The following is a 21,223-nucleotide window of genomic DNA, read 5'->3' as shown; positions in this document are numbered from 1 at the left end:
TACGAAATGGAACAGAAGATCAGTGCCGTCATGCCCGCTGCAGTCCCACTCCACCAGATCGCCGCACGCCTGCGCCGGCAGCATGCCGGCAAGATCGCCGTGCTGATCGACCTGTCGGCCATCCCCAATATCCACAGCCGCATCATGTTCCGCAGCATGGCGCGCTTCATCGAGGAGCGCAGCCTGGGCGAGCCGGTCGATGCCGTACCGCTGGCGCGCAACATCCTGGTCCTGCTGGCGGTGCCGGAGGTGATGCAGCGGCTGCGCGGCAAGCTGGAGTCCCTGAGCGACGAATTACAGGAACGGCGCCATGGCTCGATCAGCCTGCGCCAGTTCGACCTGGACAAGCAGGCCGACAGCTTTGCCGAGGCAGCCCGTCGCCTGATGGAACAGTCTCCGGCCCCGCCCTCGGAGCGGGTGGTGCCGCTGCGCGACGAAGCGCCGCCCGACCTCGATGCCCTGTCAAAGGTGATCGATATCCACCGCATCCTCTGGCAGGCCGATCTGGCCAACCAGCGGCGACGGCAAGTGATCTGGACTCTGCTGCCCAATCAGCCGCCGGTGGCGCTGGCCGATGAAACCTGGATTTCCATTGCAGCCGTCGAACGCGCCGTGGGCATGTCGCTGCGTGACAATATCTGGCTGTTCGGCAAGGCCACCGAGCTGCTCGACCAGCGCATCATGGCGCAGATCATGGCCGAGCATCGCAGCCTGCGCCGGCCGCTGTCGATCAACCTGCATCTGGTCACTGTCATCAGCACCGCCTTCCTGCGCCTGCTGACCGAAAAGCCGGCCAGCGAGGTGCGTCAGCTGATGGTGGAGATTCCGCTGGTCGAATGGCAGACCAGCCCGGCCCTGCGCGAAACCGCCCTGCAGATTCTGCGGCGCCATGAGGTCAAGCTCTGCCTCGATGGCATCCATGCGGACACGGTCACGCGCCTGAGCGAACAGGACTGGCAGACCGCCGACTATCTGAAATTCGATGCCGATGCAGCGCTGCTCAGCCGGATGACCGCCGAACTGCAGTCGCTGTCGCCACAGCACCAGGAGATGCTGCGACACAAGGGCATCTTCTGCCATTGCGACAGCAATGGCGCCGTTGCCGCCGGCATCGGCCTGGGCGTGCAGCATTTCCAGGGCCGCGGCCTAACGCCGCTGCTGGAAGATGTCGATGCCATGCAGCAGTTGCTGGGCATCGAAGCCGCCGAAGGCGCAACAGCAGCGCTGAAAGGCCTCTAGCACCGCAGAGCGGCCGGACTTAGGATGGGGCAAAACAAGCCCCGTGGGAGGGAACCATGACCAGCTGGCCCGACCGCCGCATCCTCGATCTGTTCGGCATCGACCTGCCGATCCTGCAGGCGCCGATGGCCGGCGCGACCACGCCGCAGATGGCAATTGCGGTGTGCGAGGCTGGCGGCCTGGGCGGGATGCCCTGCGCCATGCTGAGCCATGAGCAGGCCCGCACCGCACTCGACATCATCCGCCAGGCCACCGGCAAACCGCTGAATGTGAATTTCTTCTGCCATCAGCCGCCGGCCGATGATCCGGTGCGGCTGCAAAACTGGCGCCGCCGGCTGGCACCCTATTACCGCGAGTTTGGCCTGGATGCCGAAGCCCCGCTGCCGGCGACCGGGCGGGCGCCGTTCGACGAGGCCTTCTGCCGGCTGATCGAAGACTACAAACCCGCCGTGGTGAGCTTCCATTTCGGCCTGCCGGCGCAGGCCCTGCTGGATCGCGTGAAGGCGACCGGCGCCAAGGTGATCGCGTCGGCCACCACGGTCGAGGAAGCCGTCTGGCTGGAACAGCAGGGCTGCGACGCCATCATCGCCCAGGGGCTGGAGGCCGGTGGCCATCGCGGCAACTTCCTCTCGCCCGACATGGCACAGCAGATCGGGCTGTTCGCGCTGCTGCCGCAGGTGGTGGATGCCGTGAAGCTGCCGGTGATCGCCGCTGGCGGCATCAGCGATGCGCGCGGCATCGTCGCCGCGCTGGCGCTGGGCGCGGCGGCCGTGCAGATCGGCACCGCCTATCTGCTGAGCCCGGAAGCCACCATTGCCCCCTATCATCGCGCCGCGCTGAAGAGCGCGCCCAGCGATGCCACCGCACTGACCAACCTGTTCACCGGCAGGCCGGCACGCGGCATCATGAACCGGCTGATGCGCGAACAGGGGCCGCTGTCGCCCGAAGCGCCGGCCTTCCCCACCGCCGGCAGCGCGCTGGTGCCGATCCGCAGCAAACTGGAGCCGACCGGCAATGGTGATTTCAGCAATCAGTGGTCGGGACAGGCGGCGCGGCTGGCGGTCGAACTGCCGGCCGGCGAACTGACCCGCAAGCTGGCGGCGGAAGCACTGGCGAAACTGGCGCGCTAGCGGCGCAGCAGGAACTCGCGGCCGACCTTCACGCTCGGCACGCCGTCATAGGCGACGATATCGGCGGTGGCATAGGTTTCCGTCCAGCTGTCGGGCAGATACGAGCCGGTGCCGACGATGTCGATCGGCGCCGAGACGCTGGCCATCACCTTGCACTTGGCCGCATTGAATCCCGATGAGGCGACGATCTTCACGTTGAAAAAGCCGGCGCGATCGAGCGTCGAGCGCATGTGATAGATCGCGGCACCGGAAACGCCGGTGCCGACCAGCCAGCGCAGCTCATGCTCGGTGCGATACTGGCGGATCGCGTTGGGCACATGGCGCTCCAGCACGGCGTAAGACGCCTGCGGATCGAGGCCCTCGATATAGCGGCCGCCATGCGTATCCAGGCGAACCGCAAGACGCCCTTCATTGGCGGCATCGGGGAAGCGGTTGCACACCGCCAGCGCATCGGTGACTTCCTGGCCGTAGTAATCGACCAGCACGGTCATCTGCTCGCCCGGGAAAGTCTCGGCATAGAGTTCGGCGGCGCGCAGCGTCGAGCCGGCATAGCCAATCAGGGCATGCGGCATGGTGCCGAAGCCCTTTTCGTTACCGAAGTAATGCGCGGTGGCGTCGGTAGCATTGCCGATGAAGCCGGCGGCACCCACATCGCGCCGCGCCGCCTTGCCGCCGACGGAAGCCGCATAGGCCATCATCTCGGCCATCTCGGCGCCAGCGCAGTGGCGCGCATCCATGGCGAGGAAGCGCACATTGGGAAGATCGCAGCACATCGAATAGGCGTTGTAGGCGGCGACGCAGGCCGCGCCCAGCTTCTGCAGGTAGATGGTTTCCAGATCGACAACCTGCGCCATCGAGCCGCTGATATACAGCAAAGGTTCGCCGGCACCGACCCAGGTGCCTTCCTCATGCAGCAGCTCGATGCCGAACTTGGCGCCGCGCGCGGCGCCGACCTTCTCCAGCCATTCCACCATCAGACGCGGGCAGAAGATCACCGGGCGGCGCATGAACACCGCATAGGTGACCTGCTTGTCGCCCATGCGCTGGACGATTTCCTTGGTCTTCTTGAAATAGGTGTCGGTGTGGTCGGCGATCTGCCGCTCCAGCTCGGCCGCCTGGACCGGCGGCACGAGCGGCGTGACGGACGGCTTGCCGTCAGGCTTGAGCGGCATGACGCTGCGCACCGCGGTTCATGCGTTCGAGCTTGAGCATCTCGGCGATCAGGAACGACAGTTCCAGCGCCTGCGAGGCGTTCAGCCGCGGATCGCAATGGGTGTGGTAGCGGCTGGACAGGTCGTCGTCGCCAATCGCCTGGGCGCCGCCCATGCATTCGGTGACGTCCTGGCCGGTGAGTTCGAGATGGATGCCACCAGCGTGAGTCCCCTCGGCCAGATGCACCTCGAAGAACTGGCGCACTTCCGAGAGGATGCGGTCGAACGGCCGGGTCTTGTACCCTGACGTCGAGGTGAGCGTGTTGCCGTGCATCGGATCGCAGGACCACACGACGCTGCGGCCTTCCTGCGCGACTTTACGCACCAGCGCCGGCAGATGCTTCTGCACCTTGTCATGGCCCATGCGGGCGATGAGGGTGAGACGGCCGGGCTTGTTCTGCGGATTAAGGGTGTCGATCAGCTTGATCAGCTCGTCCGGATCAGAGGTCGGGCCGCATTTCAGGCCGATGGGATTCAGCACGCCACGCAGGAATTCGACATGGGCGCCATCCAGCTGGCGGGTACGGTCGCCGATCCACAGCATATGCGCCGAGGTATCGACCCACTCGCCCGAAGTGGAATCCACGCGGGTCATCGCCTGTTCGTAGCCGAGCAGCAAAGCCTCATGGCTGGTATAGAAATCGACCGTGCGCATTTCCGGCGTGCGCTCCGGCGTGATGCCGCAGGCTTCCATGAACTCCAGCGTTTCGGTGATGCGCGCCGCCACATCCTGCCAGCGCTCGGCTTCCGGGCTCTTGGCGACGAAGCCGAGATTCCAGCCGTGCACGCGATGCAGGTCGGCATAACCGCCCGAGGCAAAGGCGCGCAGCAGGTTCAGCGTCGCCGCCGCCTGGCTGTAGGCCTGCACCTGGCGCATCGGGTCCGGCACGCGATTGGCAGAGTCGAACTCCATGCCGTTGATGATATCGCCGCGATAGCTCGGCAGCTCGACATCGCCGCGCTTCTCGATATCGGACGAACGCGGCTTGGCGAACTGGCCGGCCAGGCGGCCGACCTTCACCACCGGCAGGGCGGCGCCGAAGGTGAGCACGACGGCCATCTGCAGCAGCACGCGGAAGGTGTCGCGGATATTGTTGGCACTGAATTCGGCAAAGCTCTCGGCGCAGTCGCCGCCCTGCAGCAGGAAGGCGCGGCCCTCGGCCACCTTGGCGAGCGCGGCGGTCAGATTGCGGGCTTCGCCGGCAAACACCAGCGGCGGGTAGTTCGAAAGCTTCTCCTCGGCAGCAGCCAGGGCAGCAGCATCCGGATACTCCGGCACCTGCTTGATCGGCTTGCTGCGCCAGCTATCGGGCGACCATTTGCGCGCACTCATCGTCTTCGTCCTAACTGCTTGTAGACTTACAGGTTTTCAGGAATTGGAGATAATAGGTCGGGGCCGGCCGCTTTTCCAGCAACATACGAGTCGCCGGCCGGCAGATTTCTCGGGCACCCGTGCCCGGCCAAGGAAAACAACGGGTTGCGGCGATCAGCCGATCATATGCCGGTATTTGCGCTGCACCGGCCAGACCGGCGCCTGCTCGCCGGTGCGCTCGGCCACGACATAGAGGAAGCCGTTCATCGGCGGGCTGAAGCGCTGCACCGGGTTGACGGCAAAGGGCACCTGCTGGCCGCTGGCGGCCGGCGCGCTGCCGCCCAGATGCAGCAGCGCAAAGCCATTGGCCTCGAAATAATCCGGATAGACGGTGGGCGAGAAATTCCAGAAGCCGTGATTGATGAAGGTGAGCGGCGCGACATGCAGCAGGTAGCCGCCGAGCCTGACCGCCTCGCAGACATTGCGGAACGCCATGCCGACATTGAAGCAATGCTCGCAGGTGCCGGGATCGATCACCAGATCGAACCCGCGGCGCAGATCGTCGGGCAGCGGTTCGTTGAGATCGACAATGCGCTCGATGCCCTGCAGCGCCGCCACATCGGCCACCGTGACATCGAGGCCGAGGCGATCAAACAGCGCCAGCGTATCGTAGACCGGCACGCCGGGCCGCAGCTTGTGCCACTCGCGCACCGCTTCGGCATCGGCGCGCTCGGGCAGGTCGCGCAGCAGATCGGCGCCGACCAGATGCTCCAGCACCGGCCGGTCGACCAGCAGATCGGGATAGCCAAACACCAGCACGCCCAGGCGGCGGTCACCCGCCGTCTTGCGGGCGCGCCGGAGCGTCGCCATCACCAGCTGGAGCTGAACCTCGTTGATCGCCATCGCAATGGCAGCGCAGGATCAGATGCTGAAGATCTTGCCCGGATTCATCAGGTTGTCGGGGTCGAGCGCCTTCTTGATGGCGCGCATCACCGCCACCGCCTCGCCATGCTCGGCGGTCAGATACTTCATCTTGCCCCGTCCGATGCCATGTTCGCCGGTGCAGGTGCCTTCCATGCGGAGCGCCCGGTGCACCAGGCGTTCGCTGAAGGCCTCCACGGTTTCGACTTCCTGCGGGTTGCTGCGGTCGATCACCACCGAGAGATGGAAGTTGCCGTCGCCGACATGGCCGACCAGCGGCGCGGTCAGGCCGGTCTTCACCACATCGTCCTTGGTTTCCAGGATGCATTCGGTGAGGCGCGAGATCGGCACGCAGACATCGGTGGCCATGATCTCGCAGCCCTTGCGCAAGGCCTTGCAGGCGTAGGCCGCAGCGTGGCGCGCTTCCCACATCTTGGCGCGGTCTTCCGCCTTGGTCGCCCACTGGAAGCCCTCGCCGCCATGCTCGCTGGCGATGGCCTGCACCATCTCGGCCTGCTCGGCGACGCCGGCCTCGGACCCATGGAATTCCAGCATCAGCATGTTCTGCACCGGCAGATTGAGCTTGGAATACTTGTTGATGGCATCGGCCTGCACGTCGTCCAGCAGTTCGATGCGGGCGACGGGAATGCCGGCCTGGATGGTCTGGATCACCGAATTGACCGCGCCTTCCAGCGTGGCGAAGGAACAGGTGGCCGCCGCCATGGCTTCCGGGATGCCATACAGCTTCACGGTGATTTCGGTGATGATGCCGAGCGTGCCTTCGGAGCCCACGTAAAGCCGGGTGAGATCGTAGCCGGCGGCCGATTTCTTGGCGCGCTTGGAGGTGCGGATCACGCGGCCATCGGCGGTGACCACGGTGAGCGCCAGCACGTTTTCGCGCATGGTGCCGTAGCGCACCGCATTGGTGCCGCTGGCGCGGGTGGAGACCATGCCGCCGATCGAGGCATCGGCGCCCGGGTCGATCGGGAAGAAGAGCCCGGTATCGCGCAGGTATTCGTTCAGCTGCTTGCGGCGCACGCCGGGCTGCACCACGACATCGAGATCCTCGGCATTCACCTGCAGGATGCGGTTCATCTGCATCAGGTCGATGCTGACACCGCCCTGCACGGCGGTGACATGGCCTTCCAGCGAGGTGCCGGCGCCATAGGGAATGATCGGCAGGCCGTGGGCGGCGCAGATCTTGACGATCTCGACCACCTCTTCGGTGCTGTGCGGGAACACCACCGCATCGGGCGGCAGCGGCAAAGCCCAGGATTCGTCGCGGCCATGCTGGTCGCGCACCGCCTGGGCGGCACTGAAGCGGTCGCCCAGCAACTGCTTGAGGGCATCCAGCGCCGCCTGGGTGGCGGCGGGGGTCAGACGGGGCTGGGCGGCGGCAACGGGGGCCATGGCGTTTCTCCTCGGATTACCCATAGAGGTAACGCTTTGTCGCTGCGGTAGCAATGCAGGCGGAACCGCCAAAGCTGCCGGTTTTCATGCTGCGCTGCCCAGTCGGATCCCGGTGGCAGGGTGGCTAGTCGGGTCCGCTTGCGCTATGTAGGCCCCATGTCTGCCGACCCCTTCGACCTGTCCGGATTCGAGCCGGAAAACCAGCCCGCGCCGAACGATCCGGTGGCCGCCGCAGCGCTGCCGCCGCCCGACTGGCTGACCCGGCTGAACGAGGCCCAGGGCGAGGCGGTGAACCACCTGGAAGGCCCGCTCCTGGTGCTGGCCGGCGCCGGCACGGGCAAGACCCGCGTGCTGGTCTCGCGGCTGGCGCATATCCTGTATCGGCGGCTGGCCTGGCCGAGCCAGATCCTCGCCGTCACCTTCACCAACAAGGCCGCGCGCGAAATGCGCGAGCGCGTCGAACGGCTGGTCGGCAATGCAGTCGAGGGCCTGTGGCTGGGCACCTTCCACGGCATCTGCAACCGCATCCTGCGCCGCCATGCCGAACTGGTGGGCCTGAAGCCCAACTTCACCATTCTGGACGACGACGACCAGATGCGGCTGATGAAGCAGATCATCGAGGCCGAGGGCCTGGACGAGAAGCAGCTGCCGCCGCGCCTGCTGAAATCGCAGTTCGACCGCTGGAAGGATCGCGGCCTGGCGCCGGGCAAGACGCCGGATAGCGATGCCGGTTTCGCCGAGGGCAAGGGCCCGCATCTGTATCGCCTGTATTGCGAACGCCTGCTGCAGCTCAATGCCTGCGACTTCGGCGACCTGCTGCTGCATAACCTGACGCTGTTCCGCGAACACGCCGATATCCTGCAGAAATACCAGCACCAGTTCCGCTACATCCTGGTGGACGAATACCAGGACACCAACGTGGCGCAGTATCTGTGGCTGCGGCTGCTGGCGCAGAAGCACAGGAACATCTGCTGCGTGGGCGATGACGATCAGTCGATCTATGGCTGGCGCGGCGCCGAGGTGGGCAACATCCTGCGCTTCGAGCAGGATTTCCCCGGCGCGCGGATCGTGCGGCTGGAACGCAACTACCGCTCGACGCCGCATATCCTGGGCGCCGCATCGGGCCTGATCGCGCATAATGAAAGCCGGCTGGGCAAGACGCTGTGGACCGACCTGAACGAGGGCGAGAAAGTCATCGTGCAGGGCGTGTGGGACGGCGATGAGGAAGCCCGCCTGGTCGGTGACGAGATCGAGAATCTCGAGCGCGAAAAAGTGTCGCTGAACCAGATGGCCATCCTGGTGCGCGCCGGTCACCAGACCCGAGCCTTCGAGGAACGCTTCCTCACCATCGGCGTGAAATACCGCGTGGTCGGCGGGCTGCGGTTTTACGAACGCCGCGAGATCCGTGATGCCATCGCCTATTTCCGCGTGCTGATGCAGCCCGATGACGACCTGGCATTCGAGCGCATCGTCAACACACCGAAGCGCGGCCTGGGCGACAGCACCCTGCAGATGCTGCACAAGCTGGCGCGCGCGGCGCAGAAATCCCTGACCGCGACATTGCATGACCTGCTGCAGACCGACGAGATCAAGCCCAAGCAGCGCAACACGCTGAAGAAGCTGATGGCCGATTTCGACCGCTGGCGCCAGCAGGCCACCGAGCTGCCGCATACCGAGGTGGCGCAGATCCTGCTGGAGGAATCCGGCTATATCCAGATGTGGCAGGAGGACAAGTCGCCCGAGGCACCGGGCCGGCTGGAGAACCTGAAAGAGCTGATCAGCGCGCTCACCGAATTCGAGAATTTCGCCGGCTTCCTCGACCACGTGGCGCTGGTGATGGACACCGAGAACAGCGAAGACGCCGAGATGGTCAGCCTGATGACCCTGCACGGCGCCAAGGGCCTGGAATTCGATTACGTCTTCCTGCCCGGCTGGGAAGAGGAACTGTTCCCCAGCCGCCGTTCGCTGGAAAGCAACGGCACAGCCGGGCTGGAGGAAGAACGCCGGCTGGCCTATGTCGGCCTCACCCGCGCCCGCAAGCGCGCGCAGATCACCTTTGCCGCCAATCGCCGCATCTACAACCAGTGGACTTCGGCGATCCCCTCGCGCTTTCTCGACGAACTGCCCAGCGAGCATGTCGATCACCGGGCCCAGACCGGCCTGTATCGCGGCAGCCAGGGCCTGGGCTATATCGGCGGCGGTTTCAGTGAATCTGCGTCATCATCGCCACGGGCCGGCGGCTATCAGGGCACCAGCTGGGATTTCTCGCCAAAGCAGAAGGCCGGCGCCATCGAAGGCCGCGCGCGCCGCATCAGCGATGACGATGTGGTGCAGCGCAGCCCCGACGACCTCGCCTTCAAGCTTGGCGACCGCGTCTTTCACCTGAAATTCGGCTACGGCAAGATCCGTGGCATCGAGGGCAACAAGCTGACCATCGGTTTCGAGAAAGCCGGCGAAAAGCGTGTCATCGCCTCCTTCGTCGAGAAAGCCTGATGCCGCTGTCGCCTGAATTCTGGTCGGTCGAACTCGATGTCCCGGTCGATCTGGTTCCCGCCGCAGAAGAGATGCTCGGCGAGGCCGGTATTGCCGTCTCGTCCTATGAAGTGATCCGCCCCAGTGTGGCGATGAGCCCGGACTGGCGCGTGCAGGTGCTGTTCGATGCGCCGCCGGATGAGAAGGACTGGCGCAAACGGCTGAAAGCGGTGGCTGCCGGGCTGGATATCCCCGCCGTGATCCGCTTCGCGCATCTGCCGGCGCAGGACTGGGTGCGCCATACCAACACCCTGAACGCGCCGATCATGGCCGGCCGCTTTTTCCTGTATGGCGCCCATGATGCCGGCCAGGTGCCGCCGGGCGCGCTGGGCATCCGGCTGGATGCCGGACTGGCCTTTGGCACCGGCCGGGCGCCCTCCACCTATGGCTGCCTGCAGGCAATCGACGATCTGTGCCGCGTGGCACAGCCGCGGCGCATGCTGGATATGGGCACCGGCTCGGGCGTGCTGGCGATGGCCGCGGCCAAAGCCGGCGCACGTCATGTGCTGGCCGCCGATATCGACCCGGTCGCCGTGGCGGTGACGCGCAACAATGTGCGGCTGAATGGTCTGGGCAGCCGAATCGGCGCACTGACCGCGAGCCGGCCCGATGATCCGCGCCTGCGACAGGCCGGGCCCTATGATCTGGTGGTGGCCAATATCCTGGCCGAGCCGCTCTGCCGCATGGCGACAGGCTTAAGCCGCCTGGTGGCCGCAGGCGGACATCTGGTGCTCTCGGGCCTGCTGGCCAAAGAGGACCACCTGATCGTGGCGCGATATCGCGCCGCCAATATGCACACAGGGGGGCTCAGCCTTGCGCGGCGCATTCCGCGCGAAGGCTGGCACACGTTAGTGTTCAAGCAGCGCGCCTGACCGGCGCGCCGCTGCGTCGCTTAGGCGGCGACGACTTCCTTGACCTTCAGCACCTGGACCTTGGCTTCGCCCTCGTCATTCGACGGCTGGCCCGGGCGATAGATTTCGCCAGCGACAGCGGCCGGAATATCCGAGCGGCTCAGACCCATGTCATGCAGGGTACGATCATCGAGGCCACGCAGTTCGGCTTCCGCGGCAGCCTTGTGCCACAGGTAGACGATATGCTGCAGGGTGGCGCCGATCAGGTTGCCGACCGTCTGGCCGAGCAGCGCGACCCGCAGGTCCTGCTTGCGCACACCCAGCGCGATCAGGTCGTCGCGGGTGAAGTCGATATGGGGCTTGGACACCGGCCGGGTGCCGAACACGGCATTCCAGCCGCGGACCAGCAGCTGGGCGATGGCGCGGGCGCGGGCGCGCCGGGCTTCACGCTCCAGCGCCACGTAATCCGTGAGGCCGAGATAGAGGTAGGGCAGGCTGGCGAGGGTCGTCGGGGTCTTGGTCGTAGCGCGCGGGGTTTGCATGGCTATCTCCTTTACGTTGGGATAAGCCGCCCCGGGTGTTCCTCAGCGGTGATGCGTAGGATTATGAAATACGTCAGCACCGCTGTCGTAGATATTGCGACGCACCATTTTACTTTGCAAGTGCAAAATTGTTAAATTTTTGAACAAATTCAATTATGTAGAAAAAATGACCAACTGCATAATTTTTCCGCTTACTGATTAATCAAGGGTTTAGATGCGACTCGTGCGCGGTTGGAGGCAAGCTTTGCCGTGGCGTAAAACCAGCCATGCGTGAAACGAATAGCGGCGCAGATACGAAAAAGGCGCGGCTCATAGGGGATGAGCCACGCCTTTACTCGCTCGATCTGCCGGGGCATCCGCCTCCGTCCGGGGGGAGGAGACATTTGGGGGCGGTACGTGCCCCCGGCACCGAAGGGGCCTGTTTGGGCCTTAGGCCGCGACGTCGCGCGGCACCAGGCGGGTCACCGGGGCGGTGACGGCATTCTCGTTGACGGCGGTGACAGCCGGGCGGGCGATCAGGCCGGCAACAGCCGCCGGGATCTGCGAGCGGTTGAGGCCGATGTCGCGCAGCATGGCGTCATCGAGACCGTTCAGCTCGGCCAGGGCGCGCTGCTGGGCCAGATAGGCCTTGGCGCGGGTGGCGGCCGACTTCAGGGCGGTCCAGGCGTTGAACACCAGGTTGGCGATGGCTTCAGCGCGGATACGACGCGCATAGGCCTCAACTTCAGCCGGCGTCAGGGGCGCCAGGTTGGCCGGGAAAGCGAAAGCGGTCTGGTTGCGCAGGGTATTCATGATAGTCTTCCTTTTCTGTGGTCCGGGCATCCTCTGCATCGCGGCCACGGCGAGAATATTGCACTGCACCTATTAAAAATCAATGACTTAGCTATGAGTTGTTTGCACACACAGTAATGCAGAAAGTGCATAGCTCGGTCTGGACGACGCCCTGGCGTGGCCCCATAATTCTGAAGACTCGGCAACAGGTTAGGCCCAGAAGACAGATGACACTGCACCAGCCGCCCCCGCTTTCCGGCCTCCCCGACTCCGCCGCCGCCTGGCTGCGCGGCATTGCCGCCGCCCCCAGGGTCTTTGGCGGATTCCCCGGCCTGGCCCTGCTGCCTGCCGACCTGCCGCTTGATCGCGCCAAGGCCGAAGCCCTGGTGGCCGAACTGGCCGCGCGATACGCCGCCGCCATTGAAGATCGCGCCGCGGTGCCTGGCCGCGTGGCCGCGCTGCGCGCCGAACTGGCCGCGCGCAAGCTGAGCGGCCTGTTCCTGCCGCTGACCGATGAATACCAGAGCGAATACATGCCGCTGCGCGCCCAGCGCCTGAGCTGGCTGACCGGCTTCACCGGCTCGGCCGGATCGGCCGTGGTGCTGGCCGACAAGGCCGCCGTGTGGAGCGATGGGCGCTACACCCTGCAGCTGGCGCATCAGGTGGATGGCGCGCTGTTCGAGCGGCTGCACAGCACCGACAACCCACCGACCGACTGGCTCAAGGCCAACCTGAAACACGGCGACCGCTTCGCCTACGATCCCTGGCTGCATACCGAAGCCACCGTGAAGCGGATGCAGGATGCCTGTACGGCTGCCGGCGCCGAGCTGGTGGCGGTGGACAGCAATCCGCTGGATGCCGTGTGGACCGACCAGCCGCCGCCGCCGCTGGGCCCGGTGCGGGTGCAGGACCTGGCCCTGGCCGGCCGCACGGCCGCCGACAAGCGCAGCGCGATTGCCGCTGTGGTGCAAGCCAATGGCGCCGATGCGGTGGCGCTCACCCTGCCGGAATCGATTGCCTGGCTGCTCAACATCCGCGGCAGCGATGTGCCGCATACCCCGCTGCCGCTGTCGATGGCGATCCTGCACAAGGATGGTGCGGTCGATCTCTATATCGACGGGCGCAAGCTCGATGCCGCCCTGCGCAAACATCTGGGCGACGTGCGGCTGCATGAGGCCGATGCCTTCCCGGCCGCGCTCACCGCGCTGGGCGAAGCGCGCAAGACGGTGCAGGTCGATCCGGCGACTGCGGCGATTTATGTGCTGCAGCAGCTGGAGAAAGCCGGCGCCACGCTGGTGCGCGCCGAAGATCCCTGCCTGCTGCCGAAAGCCTGCAAGACCGCGGCCGAGCTGGATGGCACCCGTGCCGCCCATCGCCGCGATGGCGCCGCCGTCAGCAAGTTCCTCGCCTGGCTGGATGCCCATGCGGCCCAGGGCGGCATCGACGAAATGGCGGCGGCCGAGAAGCTGCAAAGTTTCCGGCGCCTCTCCAACGAGCTGCGCGACCTGTCCTTCACCACGATTTCCGGCGCCGGCCCCAACGGCGCCATCGTGCATTACCGCGTCACCGCCGAAACCAACCGGATGCTGGAGCCGGGCAATCTCTATCTGGTCGATTCCGGCGGGCAATACCCCGACGGCACCACCGATATCACCCGCACCATCGCCATCGGCGAACCAAGTGCGGAAATGCGCGACCGCTTCACCCGCGTGCTGAAGGGCCATATTGCGCTGGCGACGGCGAAATTCCCCGAGGGCACCTCGGGCCAGCAGCTCGATGCCCTGGCGCGCAAGCCGCTGTGGGAGATCGGGCTGGATTACGACCACGGCACCGGCCATGGCGTCGGCGCCTATCTGTCGGTGCATGAAGGGCCGCAGCGCATCGCCAAGCTGGGCAGCGCCGTGCCGCTGAAACCCGGCATGATCATTTCCAACGAGCCGGGCTATTACAAAACCGGCGGCTATGGCATCCGCATCGAGAATCTGGTGGCCGTGCGCGTCGAAACCGAGAAGGCCGAGAGCGGCAAACGCTGGCTCGGCTTCGAGACCATCACCCGCGCACCCTTTGACCGCCGCCTGATCGACCTGACGCTGCTGACGGCAGCCGAGGTCGCCTGGGTCGATGCCTATCACGCGCTGGTCTGGCAGGAGATCGCCGAGCTGGTGGATGATGCCACCCGTGCCTGGATGAAGCAGGCGACCGCACCGCTCGGTGCGTGACGACAAAACCACATCATTGTAACGGGAGAGAAACGAATGCTCGACGCACGCATCAAGGCGGCGCTGGAACTGGTGACCACCGCCACGCTGACCACGGTTCTGCTGAAAAAAGGCCTGCGCAATGTCTGGCTGCGCGGTGCAAAGCCGCTGACGCCGCAGGACAAGCGCATTGTTGGTGAAGCCTTCACGCTGCGCTTTGTGCCGGCGCGAGAAGACCTCGCCACCCCGGCCAGCTGGGCCTCGCCGCGCTCGACCCGTGGCGCGATCGAGGACATGCCGGCAGGCTGCATCGCCGTGGTCGATGCCATGGGCATTACGGATGCCGGCATCTTCGGCGACATCCTCTGTGCGCGCATGCAGAAGCGCGGCGTCGCCGCCCTGGTCACCGATGGCGTGGTGCGCGATGCCGCCGGCGTGATCGGCACCGGCCTGCCGGTGTGGTGCGATGGCGTGGCTGCGCCGCCATCTGTGGCCGGCCTCACCTTCGTGAACTGGCAGGAGCCGATCGGCTGCGGCGGCGTGGCGGTCTATCCCGGCGATGTGATCGTGCTGGATGCCGATGGCGCCGTGCTGATCCCGCAGGCAATGGTGACCGAAGTGACCGCGGAAGCGGTGGAGCAGGAGCGGCTGGAAACCTGGATCATGGGCGAAGTCGACAAGGGCACGCCGCTGCCCGGCCTCTATCCGCCCAATGCCGAGACCAAGGCGCGCTACGAGGCCGAGAAGAAGAAGTAACCTTTAAATCTGCCGCAGCCAGCGCGGCAGCCTTGCACGGCTGCGCTGGCTGGCCCGATCCGACAGCGTCGAGCAGGATTCGTGATAGCCCGGCTCCAGCCGGCCGGGCCGGATGCTCCAGCGCGGCAGGGCATCGGTCATGCTGGGCGCATCGGACTCTGCTGTCGCACGGATGGCGATGCTGGCGCAGGCCGCCGCGTCGCTGTCGGCTGCGTGATGACGCAGCGCGAAGCCGATATGGGCCGCCACGGTATTGAGTTTATGGTTTTCCAGCTGCGGCCAGGCGGCGCGGGCAATTTTCACCGTGCAGAGATACTGCAGGCTCGGCCAGGGCTGGCCGTAATGGCTCAGGGCCTCGCGCAGCACGCCGATATCGAAGGGCGCGTTATGCGCCAGCAGCAGCGGCGTCGCCTCCAGATGTGGCAGCAGCTCATCCCAGATGGCGGGGAATTCCGGCTCATGCTCGACATGATACGGATAGATGCCGTGGATGGCGATGTAGCTTGGTGCGAACTGCATGTCATGCGGACGCACCAGGCGATGCGCCACATGGCTGACCTGCCCATCCCTGATCCAGGCCAGGCCGATGGAGCAGATGCTCCCGCGCGAAGGGCTGGCGGTCTCGAAATCCAGCGCAATCGCCGTCGCGCCGGCGGTGTCGGCAAGCGATGGCAGCTGGATCTGGTCATGCATGGCGTCAGCCGCCGATCAGGGCGAGCCAGTCGTCTTCGCTCAGCACCGGCACGCCGTGCTTCTGCGCCTCGGCCAGCTTGCTGCCGGCGCCGGGACCGGCCACCAGATAATCGGTCTTCTTCGACACCGAGCCGGCGACTTTCGCACCCAGACTGAGTGCCCGTGCCTTCGCCTCGTCGCGGGTGAATTTCTCCAAGGAACCTGTGAACACCACGGTCTTGCCGGCCACGGCGGAATCCTGCGCCGGCTTTTCCGGCGGCACCACTGCGGTGAGTTGCTTCAGCAGATGGTCGATTACCGCCCGGCTTTGCTTGCGCGTGGCAAAGGCGACGATGGCATCAGCCACCACATCGCCCATGCGGTCGATGCTGTTGAGATCACCCCAGGCCTCGCCATGGCGCTCAGCAGCGGCATCCATCGCTTCGAGCCAGCGTTCCGGCGTTTCGTAATGCATCGCCACCAGGCGGGCGCGTTCCTGTCCGACATGGCGGATGCCGAGCGCAAACAGGAAGCGATCGAAACCGATGGTGCGGCGCTGCTCGATGGCACGCACCAGATTGTCCACCGAGGTGTCGCCGTAGCCTTCCTTCCTGCGCAGCTCGGCCGCATGTTTCTGCGGCAGCCGGAAGATATCGGCCGGTTCCCTGATCCAGCCCCACTCATAGAAGGCGGCGATCTGCTTTTCGCCGATACCCTCGATGTCGAAGGCATTGCGCGAGACGAAATGGCGCAAGCCCTCCATCGCCTGCGCCGGGCAGCTGACGCCACCGGTGCAGCGCCGCCGTACATCGGCCTCGCCCGCCGCATCCACCTCGCGCTCGGCCGGCTGGCCGCAGACCGGGCATTTGGTGGGGAAGGCAAACTCTTCCGCGCCCTTCAGGCGTTTTTCCAGCACGACGCTGACGACCTGCGGGATCACATCGCCGGCGCGCTGGATGATCACGGTATCGCCGACACGCACATCCTTGCGCTTGATCTCGTCCTCGTTATGCAGCGTGGCATTGGAGACGAGAACGCCACCGACATTGACAGGTTTGAGTTTCGCCACCGGCGTCAGCGTGCCGGTGCGGCCGACCTGGATATCGATATCTTCCAGAATGGTCTGTGCCTGCTCGGCGGGGAATTTATGCGCCGTGGCCCAGCGCGGACTGCGGCTGATGAAACCAAGTCGCTCCTGCCAGTCGAGCCGGTCGACCTTGTAGACCACGCCGTCGATATCGAATGGCAGGGTGGCGCGTTGCGTCCCGATCTCGCGGTAATAGGCGAGCAGGTCGTCCAGACTGTGGCAGACCCTGACCGGCGTGTTGAGCGTGAAGCCCCAGTCGGCCAGCCGCTTGCGCGACTCCTGCATGCTGCGGCCGAGCGGTGCCGAGACTTCGCCCCAGTAATAACCGAAAAAGCGTAGCGGGCGTTTCGCCGTGATCTTCGGATCGAGCTGGCGCAGGCTGCCGGCGGCGGCATTGCGCGGATTGGCGAAAATCTTCTGCCCGGCCGTTTCCTGCGCTTCGTTCAGTTTGAGGAAGTCAGCGCGGGTCATGTAAACCTCACCGCGCACCTCCAGCACCTCCGGCCAGCCCTTGCCATGCAGCTTGTGCGGCACGTCATGCTGCAGGGTACGGATATTGGCGGTGACGTCCTCGCCTTCCTGGCCATCGCCACGGGTGGCGGCGCGCACCAATTCGCCATGCTCATAGCGCAAGGAGGCCGACAGGCCGTCGATCTTCGGCTCGGCGATCAGGGTAAGGTCGTCGGCCTCTTTCAGATTGAGAAAGCGGCGGATGCGGCCCAGGAAATCGGCCACGTCCTCATCCGCGAAGGCATTGTCGAGCGACAGCATCGGCTTGGCATGCCGTACCTTGGCAAAACCCGCCGCCGGCGCCGCCCCAACGCGGCTGGAAATGCCGGTCAGGGTTTTGAGATCGGGGAATGTCTCTTCCAGGTCCAGCAGACGTTTCTTCAGCGCGTCGTAGTCGGCATCCGAAATGCTGGGGGCATCCTGCTGGTGATAGCGCTGGTCATGGGCGGCGATTTCTTCTTCCAGCCGGGCATGCTCCAGCTTTGCCTGCCGGGGACTCAGCTCCCCCACCGGTTTCCCACGCTGACGGCTCATGGCTCAGGCGTCCTGGCCGGCCAGCAGGCTGTCGGCCGCGGCGCGTGCCGCATCGGTGATGGTGGCACCGGCCAGCATGCGGGCGATTTCCTCGCGGCGGTCGCCGGCACTGGCCAGCGGCGCCACTTCGGTGAGCGTGGTGCGGTTCTTGGCCGGGCCGGATTCGCGTTTGGCGATGCGCCAATGCTGGCCGCCCCTGGCGGCCACCTGCGGCGAATGGGTCACCACCAGCACCTGCACCTGCTCCGCCAGTCGCGCAAGCCGCTGACCCACAGCGGCAGCGGTGGCGCCACCGACACCGCGATCCACCTCATCGAAGATCAGCGTGCCGGCCGCGCCGCGACCGGCCAGCACGACACGCAGCGCCAGCATGAAGCGGCTGAGTTCACCGCCCGACGCAATCTTGGCCAGCGAGCCCGGCGCGGTGCCCGGGTTGGTGGAGGCAAGAAACTGCACGCGATCGGCGCCTTCCGCCGTCCAGTGTTCCGGGGCCAGCGCCTCGACGGATGTGGAGAATTTCGCCGCCCCCAGTTTCAGCGGCGCCAGTTCGGCGGCCACAGCCTTGTCGAGCTTGGTCGCCGCCTTGCGGCGCGTCGCCGAGATCGCCTCAGCTTTGGCCTGATAGGCGGCCCTGGCAGCGGTGGCGGCCTTTTCCAGCTTGCCCAGGGCTGCCGCCGAGTTGTCGATCAGGCTGAGGCGTTCGGCATACTGCTCGGTCAGGGCCGGCAGCGCATCGACCGTCACGTTATGCTTGCGGGCGGCTGCGCGCAGGGCGAACAGGCGCTCTTCGGCTTTTTCCAGTTTCTGCGGATCGAGATCCAGCTCGCGCGCGGTCTGCTCCAGCGCCGAGGCCAGCTCGCCGGCCTGCACCAGCACCGCATCGGCCTGGGCGATCACCGCATCCAGCTTGCCGGCGGCTTTCTCGGCAACGCGCTCCAGCGCCCGCAGGCAGGCGCGCAGACGCGCGTCGACGCCGCCACCCTGCTCCAGCGCGCCTTGCGCTTCCTGCATCGCCGTGGCGAGCTTCTCCCCGGCCTGCAGCAGGCTGCGCTGCGCGGCCAGTTCCTGTTCCTCGCCCGGCTGTGGCTTCAGGCCTTCCAGCTCGGCCACGACATGGCGCAGGAAATCCTCTTCGCGGCGGGCCTGTTCGGCGCTCTGCCGCGCCGTCGTCAGCGCCGCTTCGGCATCCCGCATGGCCTGATAGGCATCGCGCAGCCCGGCGACGTCTTTCTCCAGACCGGCATAGTCATCCAGCAATGCCCGATGGATCGTGGCATCCGTAAGCCCCTGCTCGTCATTCTGGCCATGAATCTCGACCAGTGTATCGCCCAGCTTGCGCAGCAAGGCGACGCTGACCGCCTGGTCGTTGACGAAGGCGCGGCTTTTGCCGTCCTGGCCCAGCACGCGGCGCAGCACCAGTTCGTCGCCGCTTTCCAGCCCCTGCTCGGCCAGCATGGCATGGGCTGGGTGTTTGGCCGGCAGGTCGAAAGCGGCGGTGACCACGCCCTGGGCGGCGCCGTTACGCACCAGGCCGGCATCGGCGCGGCGGCCGAGCGCCAGGCCCAGCGCATCGAGCAGGATGGATTTGCCGGCACCGGTCTCGCCGGTCAACACACCCAGACCGGCGCCACAGGCAAGGTCGAGCTTTTCGATCAGGACAATGTCGCGGACGCCCAGACTGGTCAGCATGAATGGGCTGCGTGCCGGGCTAGAAGATATTCCACCAGGGCTTCTTTTCCGAAGACGTCGATGCCGTCGGAACTGCCTGGCCGGTCACCAGCGTATAGGTGTCGACATACCATTCGCTGCCCGGATAGTTGTAGCCGAGCACGGCAGCGACATTCTGCGCCTCTTCAACAATGCCGAGCGACATATAGGCCTCGGCCAGGCGGTGCAGCGCCTCGGGCACATGGGTGGTGGTCTGGAATTTCTCGATCACCGCCTTGAAACGGTTGATCGCGGCGATCTGCTGATTGTTGCGCAGATAGTAGCGACCGATGGTCATTTCCTTGCCGGCCAGATGGTCGCGCGTCAGGTCGATCTTTAGGCGCGCATCACGCGCATACTCACTGCTGGGATAGCGGCGCACCACTTCTTCCAGCGCGCTGAGCGCCTGCTGGGTGATCTTCTGGTCGCGGCCCACATCGGTGATCTGCTCGTAGTAGCAGACGGCAGTGAGATAATAGGCGTAGGGCGTTTCCTTGCTGCCGGGGTGCAGCTGGATGAAGCGGTCAGCTGCCGAGATCGCCTCGGAATACTGGTTCTTCTGATAATAGGAATAGGCCGCCATCAGCTGGGCCTTGTTGGCCCAGACCGAATAGGGATGCTGACGCTCTACCTCGTCGAAGCCTTTGGCCGCCGCTTCCCATTCCTGGGCTGCCATTGCATCCATCGCCCTGTTGTAGAGCTCCTCGACGGGCTTCTCGACATACGGGGCCTCCTTCTTGCCGCAGGCGACAACAGCCAGCGACAGCAGCAGGATGGCAGCGAGGCGGCGCGCGGTCGAAACCAGCCGCGACGAATCCGAACGAAAGAGCACAGGCATGGCGGGATTCTGTCGCATGGGGACCGGGTAAAATCAAGAATGGGGGGCGAATCAAGAATGAGGCGAAAATGACTGCGCCCGCGAGTCTCCTCTATCTTTCTGGCTGGCCGATTCTCTCCTGCAGAGCACGGCGAGCGGGCGATTTATCCCCCAAAGCCTACGTCTTTTGAACGCCCCGGTCTGAGGGTAGCCGCTATGTATGCATTATTATTAAGGTTTTTACCTGCGGTTGCGACCTATACTTCTGAACGATTTCCACCGGGACCGAATTCACCTATTACATGTATCAGTACCCGGTTTTGTACGGTTTCCGCATGGGTTCAATCCCGTGCCGCGAGTAGCTAGCGGTGGTGATTGCGGGCAGAATGCACCGGACAGAAGGGACGCTCGAAAAGCAGGTATACTCTTGGTACAGAGTGTTAATCTGCCAGTCCTACAAGAGTGTTATAAGGAATTCAGCCGGTCTGCCCGGCCCCGCCAAGAGGTGATCCGATGGGTAAAATCGCAACACGCGTCGACGAGTATGTGGGTGAACGCATCCGTGCCCGCCGCACCGAACTCGGCCTTACCCAGGAAGAGCTCGCCAACTCGCTGAAGATTTCCTACCAGCAGGTGCAGAAGTACGAGACTGGCGCCAACCGCGTCAGCGCCGGTCGCCTGTTCGAGATCGCCCAGCGCCTGCAGGTGGACATGGCCTACTTCTTCGAGGGCCTGGAAGCCCGTCTGGAGAGCAAGCCGATGGAGCATGGCGGCAAGAACCGCTCGACCATCGAACTGGTGCGCAACTTCAGCGACATCGAAGACACCACGATCCGCTCCGCCGTGGCCGGCCTGATCAAGAGCATCGCCAGCCGCTACAAGGACGAGGAACTCGGCACCGCCGACTAACCGGCGACCGGAGATTTCGGCGCCGACTCTCCTCCGGCGACAAAAAGCCCCGCTTATGCGGGGCTTTTTTTGTGATCGCACACCCGTTGTGAGGAATAGCCAAAGAAAAACCCC

The 21,223-nt window shown here is 65.2% G+C and carries 17 protein-coding genes; 7 read left to right on the top strand and 10 right to left on the bottom strand.

Going from position 1 to position 21,223, the window contains the following annotated elements; all coding sequences use genetic code 11:
• The first annotated feature begins 6 nt into the window (after positions 1-6).
• Together AAG821_RS19365 and AAG821_RS19360 are read left to right on the top strand one after the other, a co-directional pair.
• Positions 7-1,239 (top strand): hypothetical protein, encoded by a 1,233-nt coding sequence (locus tag AAG821_RS19365; RefSeq protein ID WP_341912171.1) that lies wholly within the window; start codon positions 7-9, stop codon positions 1,237-1,239.
• A 56-nt stretch (positions 1,240-1,295) separates the two neighbouring features.
• Positions 1,296-2,369: a nitronate monooxygenase gene (locus AAG821_RS19360; RefSeq protein WP_341912169.1), complete on the top strand. Its 1,074-nt coding sequence runs from the start codon at positions 1,296-1,298 to the stop codon at positions 2,367-2,369.
• Here the strand turns inward: AAG821_RS19360 and AAG821_RS19355 are convergent.
• The 4 genes from AAG821_RS19355 to AAG821_RS19340 form a co-directional block, all read right to left on the bottom strand.
• Entirely contained in the window at positions 2,366-3,541 is a 1,176-nt protein-coding gene (locus tag AAG821_RS19355; RefSeq protein ID WP_341895003.1) for a nicotinate phosphoribosyltransferase, read from the bottom strand. The two genes, AAG821_RS19360 and AAG821_RS19355, sit on opposite strands and share 4 nt — an antisense overlap.
• Entirely contained in the window at positions 3,525-4,913 is a 1,389-nt protein-coding gene (locus AAG821_RS19350; RefSeq protein WP_341912167.1) for a 3-deoxy-7-phosphoheptulonate synthase class II, read from the bottom strand. Before AAG821_RS19350 ends, AAG821_RS19355 begins: the two co-directional genes overlap by 17 nt.
• 153 nt (positions 4,914-5,066) lie before the next feature.
• Positions 5,067-5,795 carry a hypothetical protein gene (locus AAG821_RS19345; RefSeq protein WP_341912166.1) on the bottom strand — a complete coding sequence of 243 codons (729 nt, stop codon included), beginning with the start codon at positions 5,793-5,795 and terminating at the stop codon, positions 5,067-5,069.
• Between the two features lie 18 nt (positions 5,796-5,813).
• On the bottom strand, positions 5,814-7,223 hold the full coding sequence (locus AAG821_RS19340) for an FAD-linked oxidase C-terminal domain-containing protein (RefSeq protein WP_341912164.1): 1,410 nt from the start codon (positions 7,221-7,223) through the stop codon (positions 5,814-5,816).
• A gap of 156 nt (positions 7,224-7,379) precedes the next feature.
• Here AAG821_RS19340 and AAG821_RS19335 point away from each other — a divergent pair, with 156 nt between their 5' ends.
• Together AAG821_RS19335 and AAG821_RS19330 are read left to right on the top strand one after the other, a co-directional pair.
• Positions 7,380-9,716, top strand: a complete 2,337-nt coding sequence (locus AAG821_RS19335; protein ID WP_341912161.1) for a UvrD-helicase domain-containing protein — start codon at positions 7,380-7,382, stop codon at positions 9,714-9,716.
• Positions 9,716-10,627, top strand: a complete 912-nt coding sequence (locus tag AAG821_RS19330; protein WP_341912159.1) for a 50S ribosomal protein L11 methyltransferase — start codon at positions 9,716-9,718, stop codon at positions 10,625-10,627. The genes AAG821_RS19335 and AAG821_RS19330 overlap by 1 nt, the downstream gene beginning before the upstream one ends.
• A 20-nt stretch (positions 10,628-10,647) precedes the next feature.
• On the opposite strand, the gene AAG821_RS19325 is transcribed toward AAG821_RS19330, so the two are convergent.
• Together AAG821_RS19325 and AAG821_RS19320 are read right to left on the bottom strand one after the other, a co-directional pair.
• Complete coding sequence (locus AAG821_RS19325; RefSeq protein WP_341912157.1) at positions 10,648-11,148, bottom strand: DUF1127 domain-containing protein; 501 nt, start codon at positions 11,146-11,148, stop codon at positions 10,648-10,650.
• A gap of 429 nt (positions 11,149-11,577) precedes the next feature.
• Positions 11,578-11,940 (bottom strand): DUF1127 domain-containing protein, encoded by a 363-nt coding sequence (locus tag AAG821_RS19320; RefSeq protein ID WP_341912155.1) that lies wholly within the window; start codon positions 11,938-11,940, stop codon positions 11,578-11,580.
• Positions 11,941-12,146: 206 nt separating this feature from the next.
• Here AAG821_RS19320 and AAG821_RS19315 point away from each other — a divergent pair, with 206 nt between their 5' ends.
• Together AAG821_RS19315 and AAG821_RS19310 are read left to right on the top strand one after the other, a co-directional pair.
• Positions 12,147-14,138 (top strand): aminopeptidase P family protein, encoded by a 1,992-nt coding sequence (locus AAG821_RS19315; protein ID WP_341912154.1) that lies wholly within the window; start codon positions 12,147-12,149, stop codon positions 14,136-14,138.
• 36 nt (positions 14,139-14,174) lie between these two features.
• Positions 14,175-14,873, top strand: a complete 699-nt coding sequence (locus tag AAG821_RS19310) for a ribonuclease activity regulator RraA (protein ID WP_341912151.1) — start codon at positions 14,175-14,177, stop codon at positions 14,871-14,873.
• A gap of 3 nt (positions 14,874-14,876) precedes the next feature.
• Here AAG821_RS19310 and AAG821_RS19305 read toward each other — a convergent pair whose 3' ends face one another.
• Genes AAG821_RS19305 through AAG821_RS19290 form a run of 4 tightly spaced genes read right to left on the bottom strand, consistent with a single transcriptional unit; the run spans position 14,877 to position 20,221 of the window.
• A complete protein-coding gene (locus AAG821_RS19305; protein WP_341912148.1) occupies positions 14,877-15,566 on the bottom strand; it encodes a 3'-5' exonuclease in 690 nt (229 codons plus the stop codon).
• A gap of 4 nt (positions 15,567-15,570) precedes the next feature.
• A complete protein-coding gene (ligA, locus tag AAG821_RS19300) occupies positions 15,571-17,676 on the bottom strand; it encodes an NAD-dependent DNA ligase LigA (protein ID WP_341912147.1) in 2,106 nt (701 codons plus the stop codon).
• A 3-nt stretch (positions 17,677-17,679) separates the two neighbouring features.
• Positions 17,680-19,365: a DNA repair protein RecN gene (recN, locus tag AAG821_RS19295; protein ID WP_341912144.1), complete on the bottom strand. Its 1,686-nt coding sequence runs from the start codon at positions 19,363-19,365 to the stop codon at positions 17,680-17,682.
• Positions 19,366-19,384: 19 nt separating this feature from the next.
• Positions 19,385-20,221 carry an outer membrane protein assembly factor BamD gene (locus AAG821_RS19290; RefSeq protein WP_341912142.1) on the bottom strand — a complete coding sequence of 279 codons (837 nt, stop codon included), beginning with the start codon at positions 20,219-20,221 and terminating at the stop codon, positions 19,385-19,387.
• A gap of 492 nt (positions 20,222-20,713) precedes the next feature.
• On the opposite strand from AAG821_RS19290, the gene AAG821_RS19285 reads away from it, so the two are divergent.
• Positions 20,714-21,109 carry a helix-turn-helix transcriptional regulator gene (locus tag AAG821_RS19285; protein ID WP_341912140.1) on the top strand — a complete coding sequence of 132 codons (396 nt, stop codon included), beginning with the start codon at positions 20,714-20,716 and terminating at the stop codon, positions 21,107-21,109.
• Positions 21,110-21,223: the final 114 nt, after the last annotated feature.

The sequence above is a fragment of the Ferrovibrio terrae genome (assembly GCF_943372915.1).
In the GTDB taxonomy this organism is placed as follows: Bacteria; Pseudomonadota; Alphaproteobacteria; order Ferrovibrionales; family Ferrovibrionaceae; genus Ferrovibrio; species Ferrovibrio terrae_A.
The sequence above is the reverse complement of the archived record's forward strand: the minus strand, read 5'-3'. Positions and strand labels throughout refer to the sequence as shown.

What these genes read in the sequence shown, in the direction of transcription:
- AAG821_RS19365 (WP_341912171.1), top strand. Translation starts at nt 7, where the DNA reads ATGGAACAGAAGATCAGTGCCGTCATGCCCGCTGCAGTCCCACTCCAC.
- AAG821_RS19360 (WP_341912169.1), top strand. Translation starts at nt 1,296, where the DNA reads ATGACCAGCTGGCCCGACCGCCGCATCCTCGATCTGTTCGGCATCGAC.
- AAG821_RS19355 (WP_341895003.1), bottom strand. Translation starts at nt 3,541, where the DNA reads ATGCCGCTCAAGCCTGACGGCAAGCCGTCCGTCACGCCGCTCGTGCCG.
- AAG821_RS19350 (WP_341912167.1), bottom strand. Translation starts at nt 4,913, where the DNA reads ATGAGTGCGCGCAAATGGTCGCCCGATAGCTGGCGCAGCAAGCCGATC.
- AAG821_RS19345 (WP_341912166.1), bottom strand. Translation starts at nt 5,795, where the DNA reads ATGGCGATCAACGAGGTTCAGCTCCAGCTGGTGATGGCGACGCTCCGG.
- AAG821_RS19340 (WP_341912164.1), bottom strand. Translation starts at nt 7,223, where the DNA reads ATGGCCCCCGTTGCCGCCGCCCAGCCCCGTCTGACCCCCGCCGCCACC.
- AAG821_RS19335 (WP_341912161.1), top strand. Translation starts at nt 7,380, where the DNA reads ATGTCTGCCGACCCCTTCGACCTGTCCGGATTCGAGCCGGAAAACCAG.
- AAG821_RS19330 (WP_341912159.1), top strand. Translation starts at nt 9,716, where the DNA reads ATGCCGCTGTCGCCTGAATTCTGGTCGGTCGAACTCGATGTCCCGGTC.
- AAG821_RS19325 (WP_341912157.1), bottom strand. Translation starts at nt 11,148, where the DNA reads ATGCAAACCCCGCGCGCTACGACCAAGACCCCGACGACCCTCGCCAGC.
- AAG821_RS19320 (WP_341912155.1), bottom strand. Translation starts at nt 11,940, where the DNA reads ATGAATACCCTGCGCAACCAGACCGCTTTCGCTTTCCCGGCCAACCTG.
- AAG821_RS19315 (WP_341912154.1), top strand. Translation starts at nt 12,147, where the DNA reads ATGACACTGCACCAGCCGCCCCCGCTTTCCGGCCTCCCCGACTCCGCC.
- AAG821_RS19310 (WP_341912151.1), top strand. Translation starts at nt 14,175, where the DNA reads ATGCTCGACGCACGCATCAAGGCGGCGCTGGAACTGGTGACCACCGCC.
- AAG821_RS19305 (WP_341912148.1), bottom strand. Translation starts at nt 15,566, where the DNA reads ATGCATGACCAGATCCAGCTGCCATCGCTTGCCGACACCGCCGGCGCG.
- ligA (WP_341912147.1), bottom strand. Translation starts at nt 17,676, where the DNA reads ATGAGCCGTCAGCGTGGGAAACCGGTGGGGGAGCTGAGTCCCCGGCAG.
- recN (WP_341912144.1), bottom strand. Translation starts at nt 19,365, where the DNA reads ATGCTGACCAGTCTGGGCGTCCGCGACATTGTCCTGATCGAAAAGCTC.
- AAG821_RS19290 (WP_341912142.1), bottom strand. Translation starts at nt 20,221, where the DNA reads ATGCCTGTGCTCTTTCGTTCGGATTCGTCGCGGCTGGTTTCGACCGCG.
- AAG821_RS19285 (WP_341912140.1), top strand. Translation starts at nt 20,714, where the DNA reads ATGGGTAAAATCGCAACACGCGTCGACGAGTATGTGGGTGAACGCATC.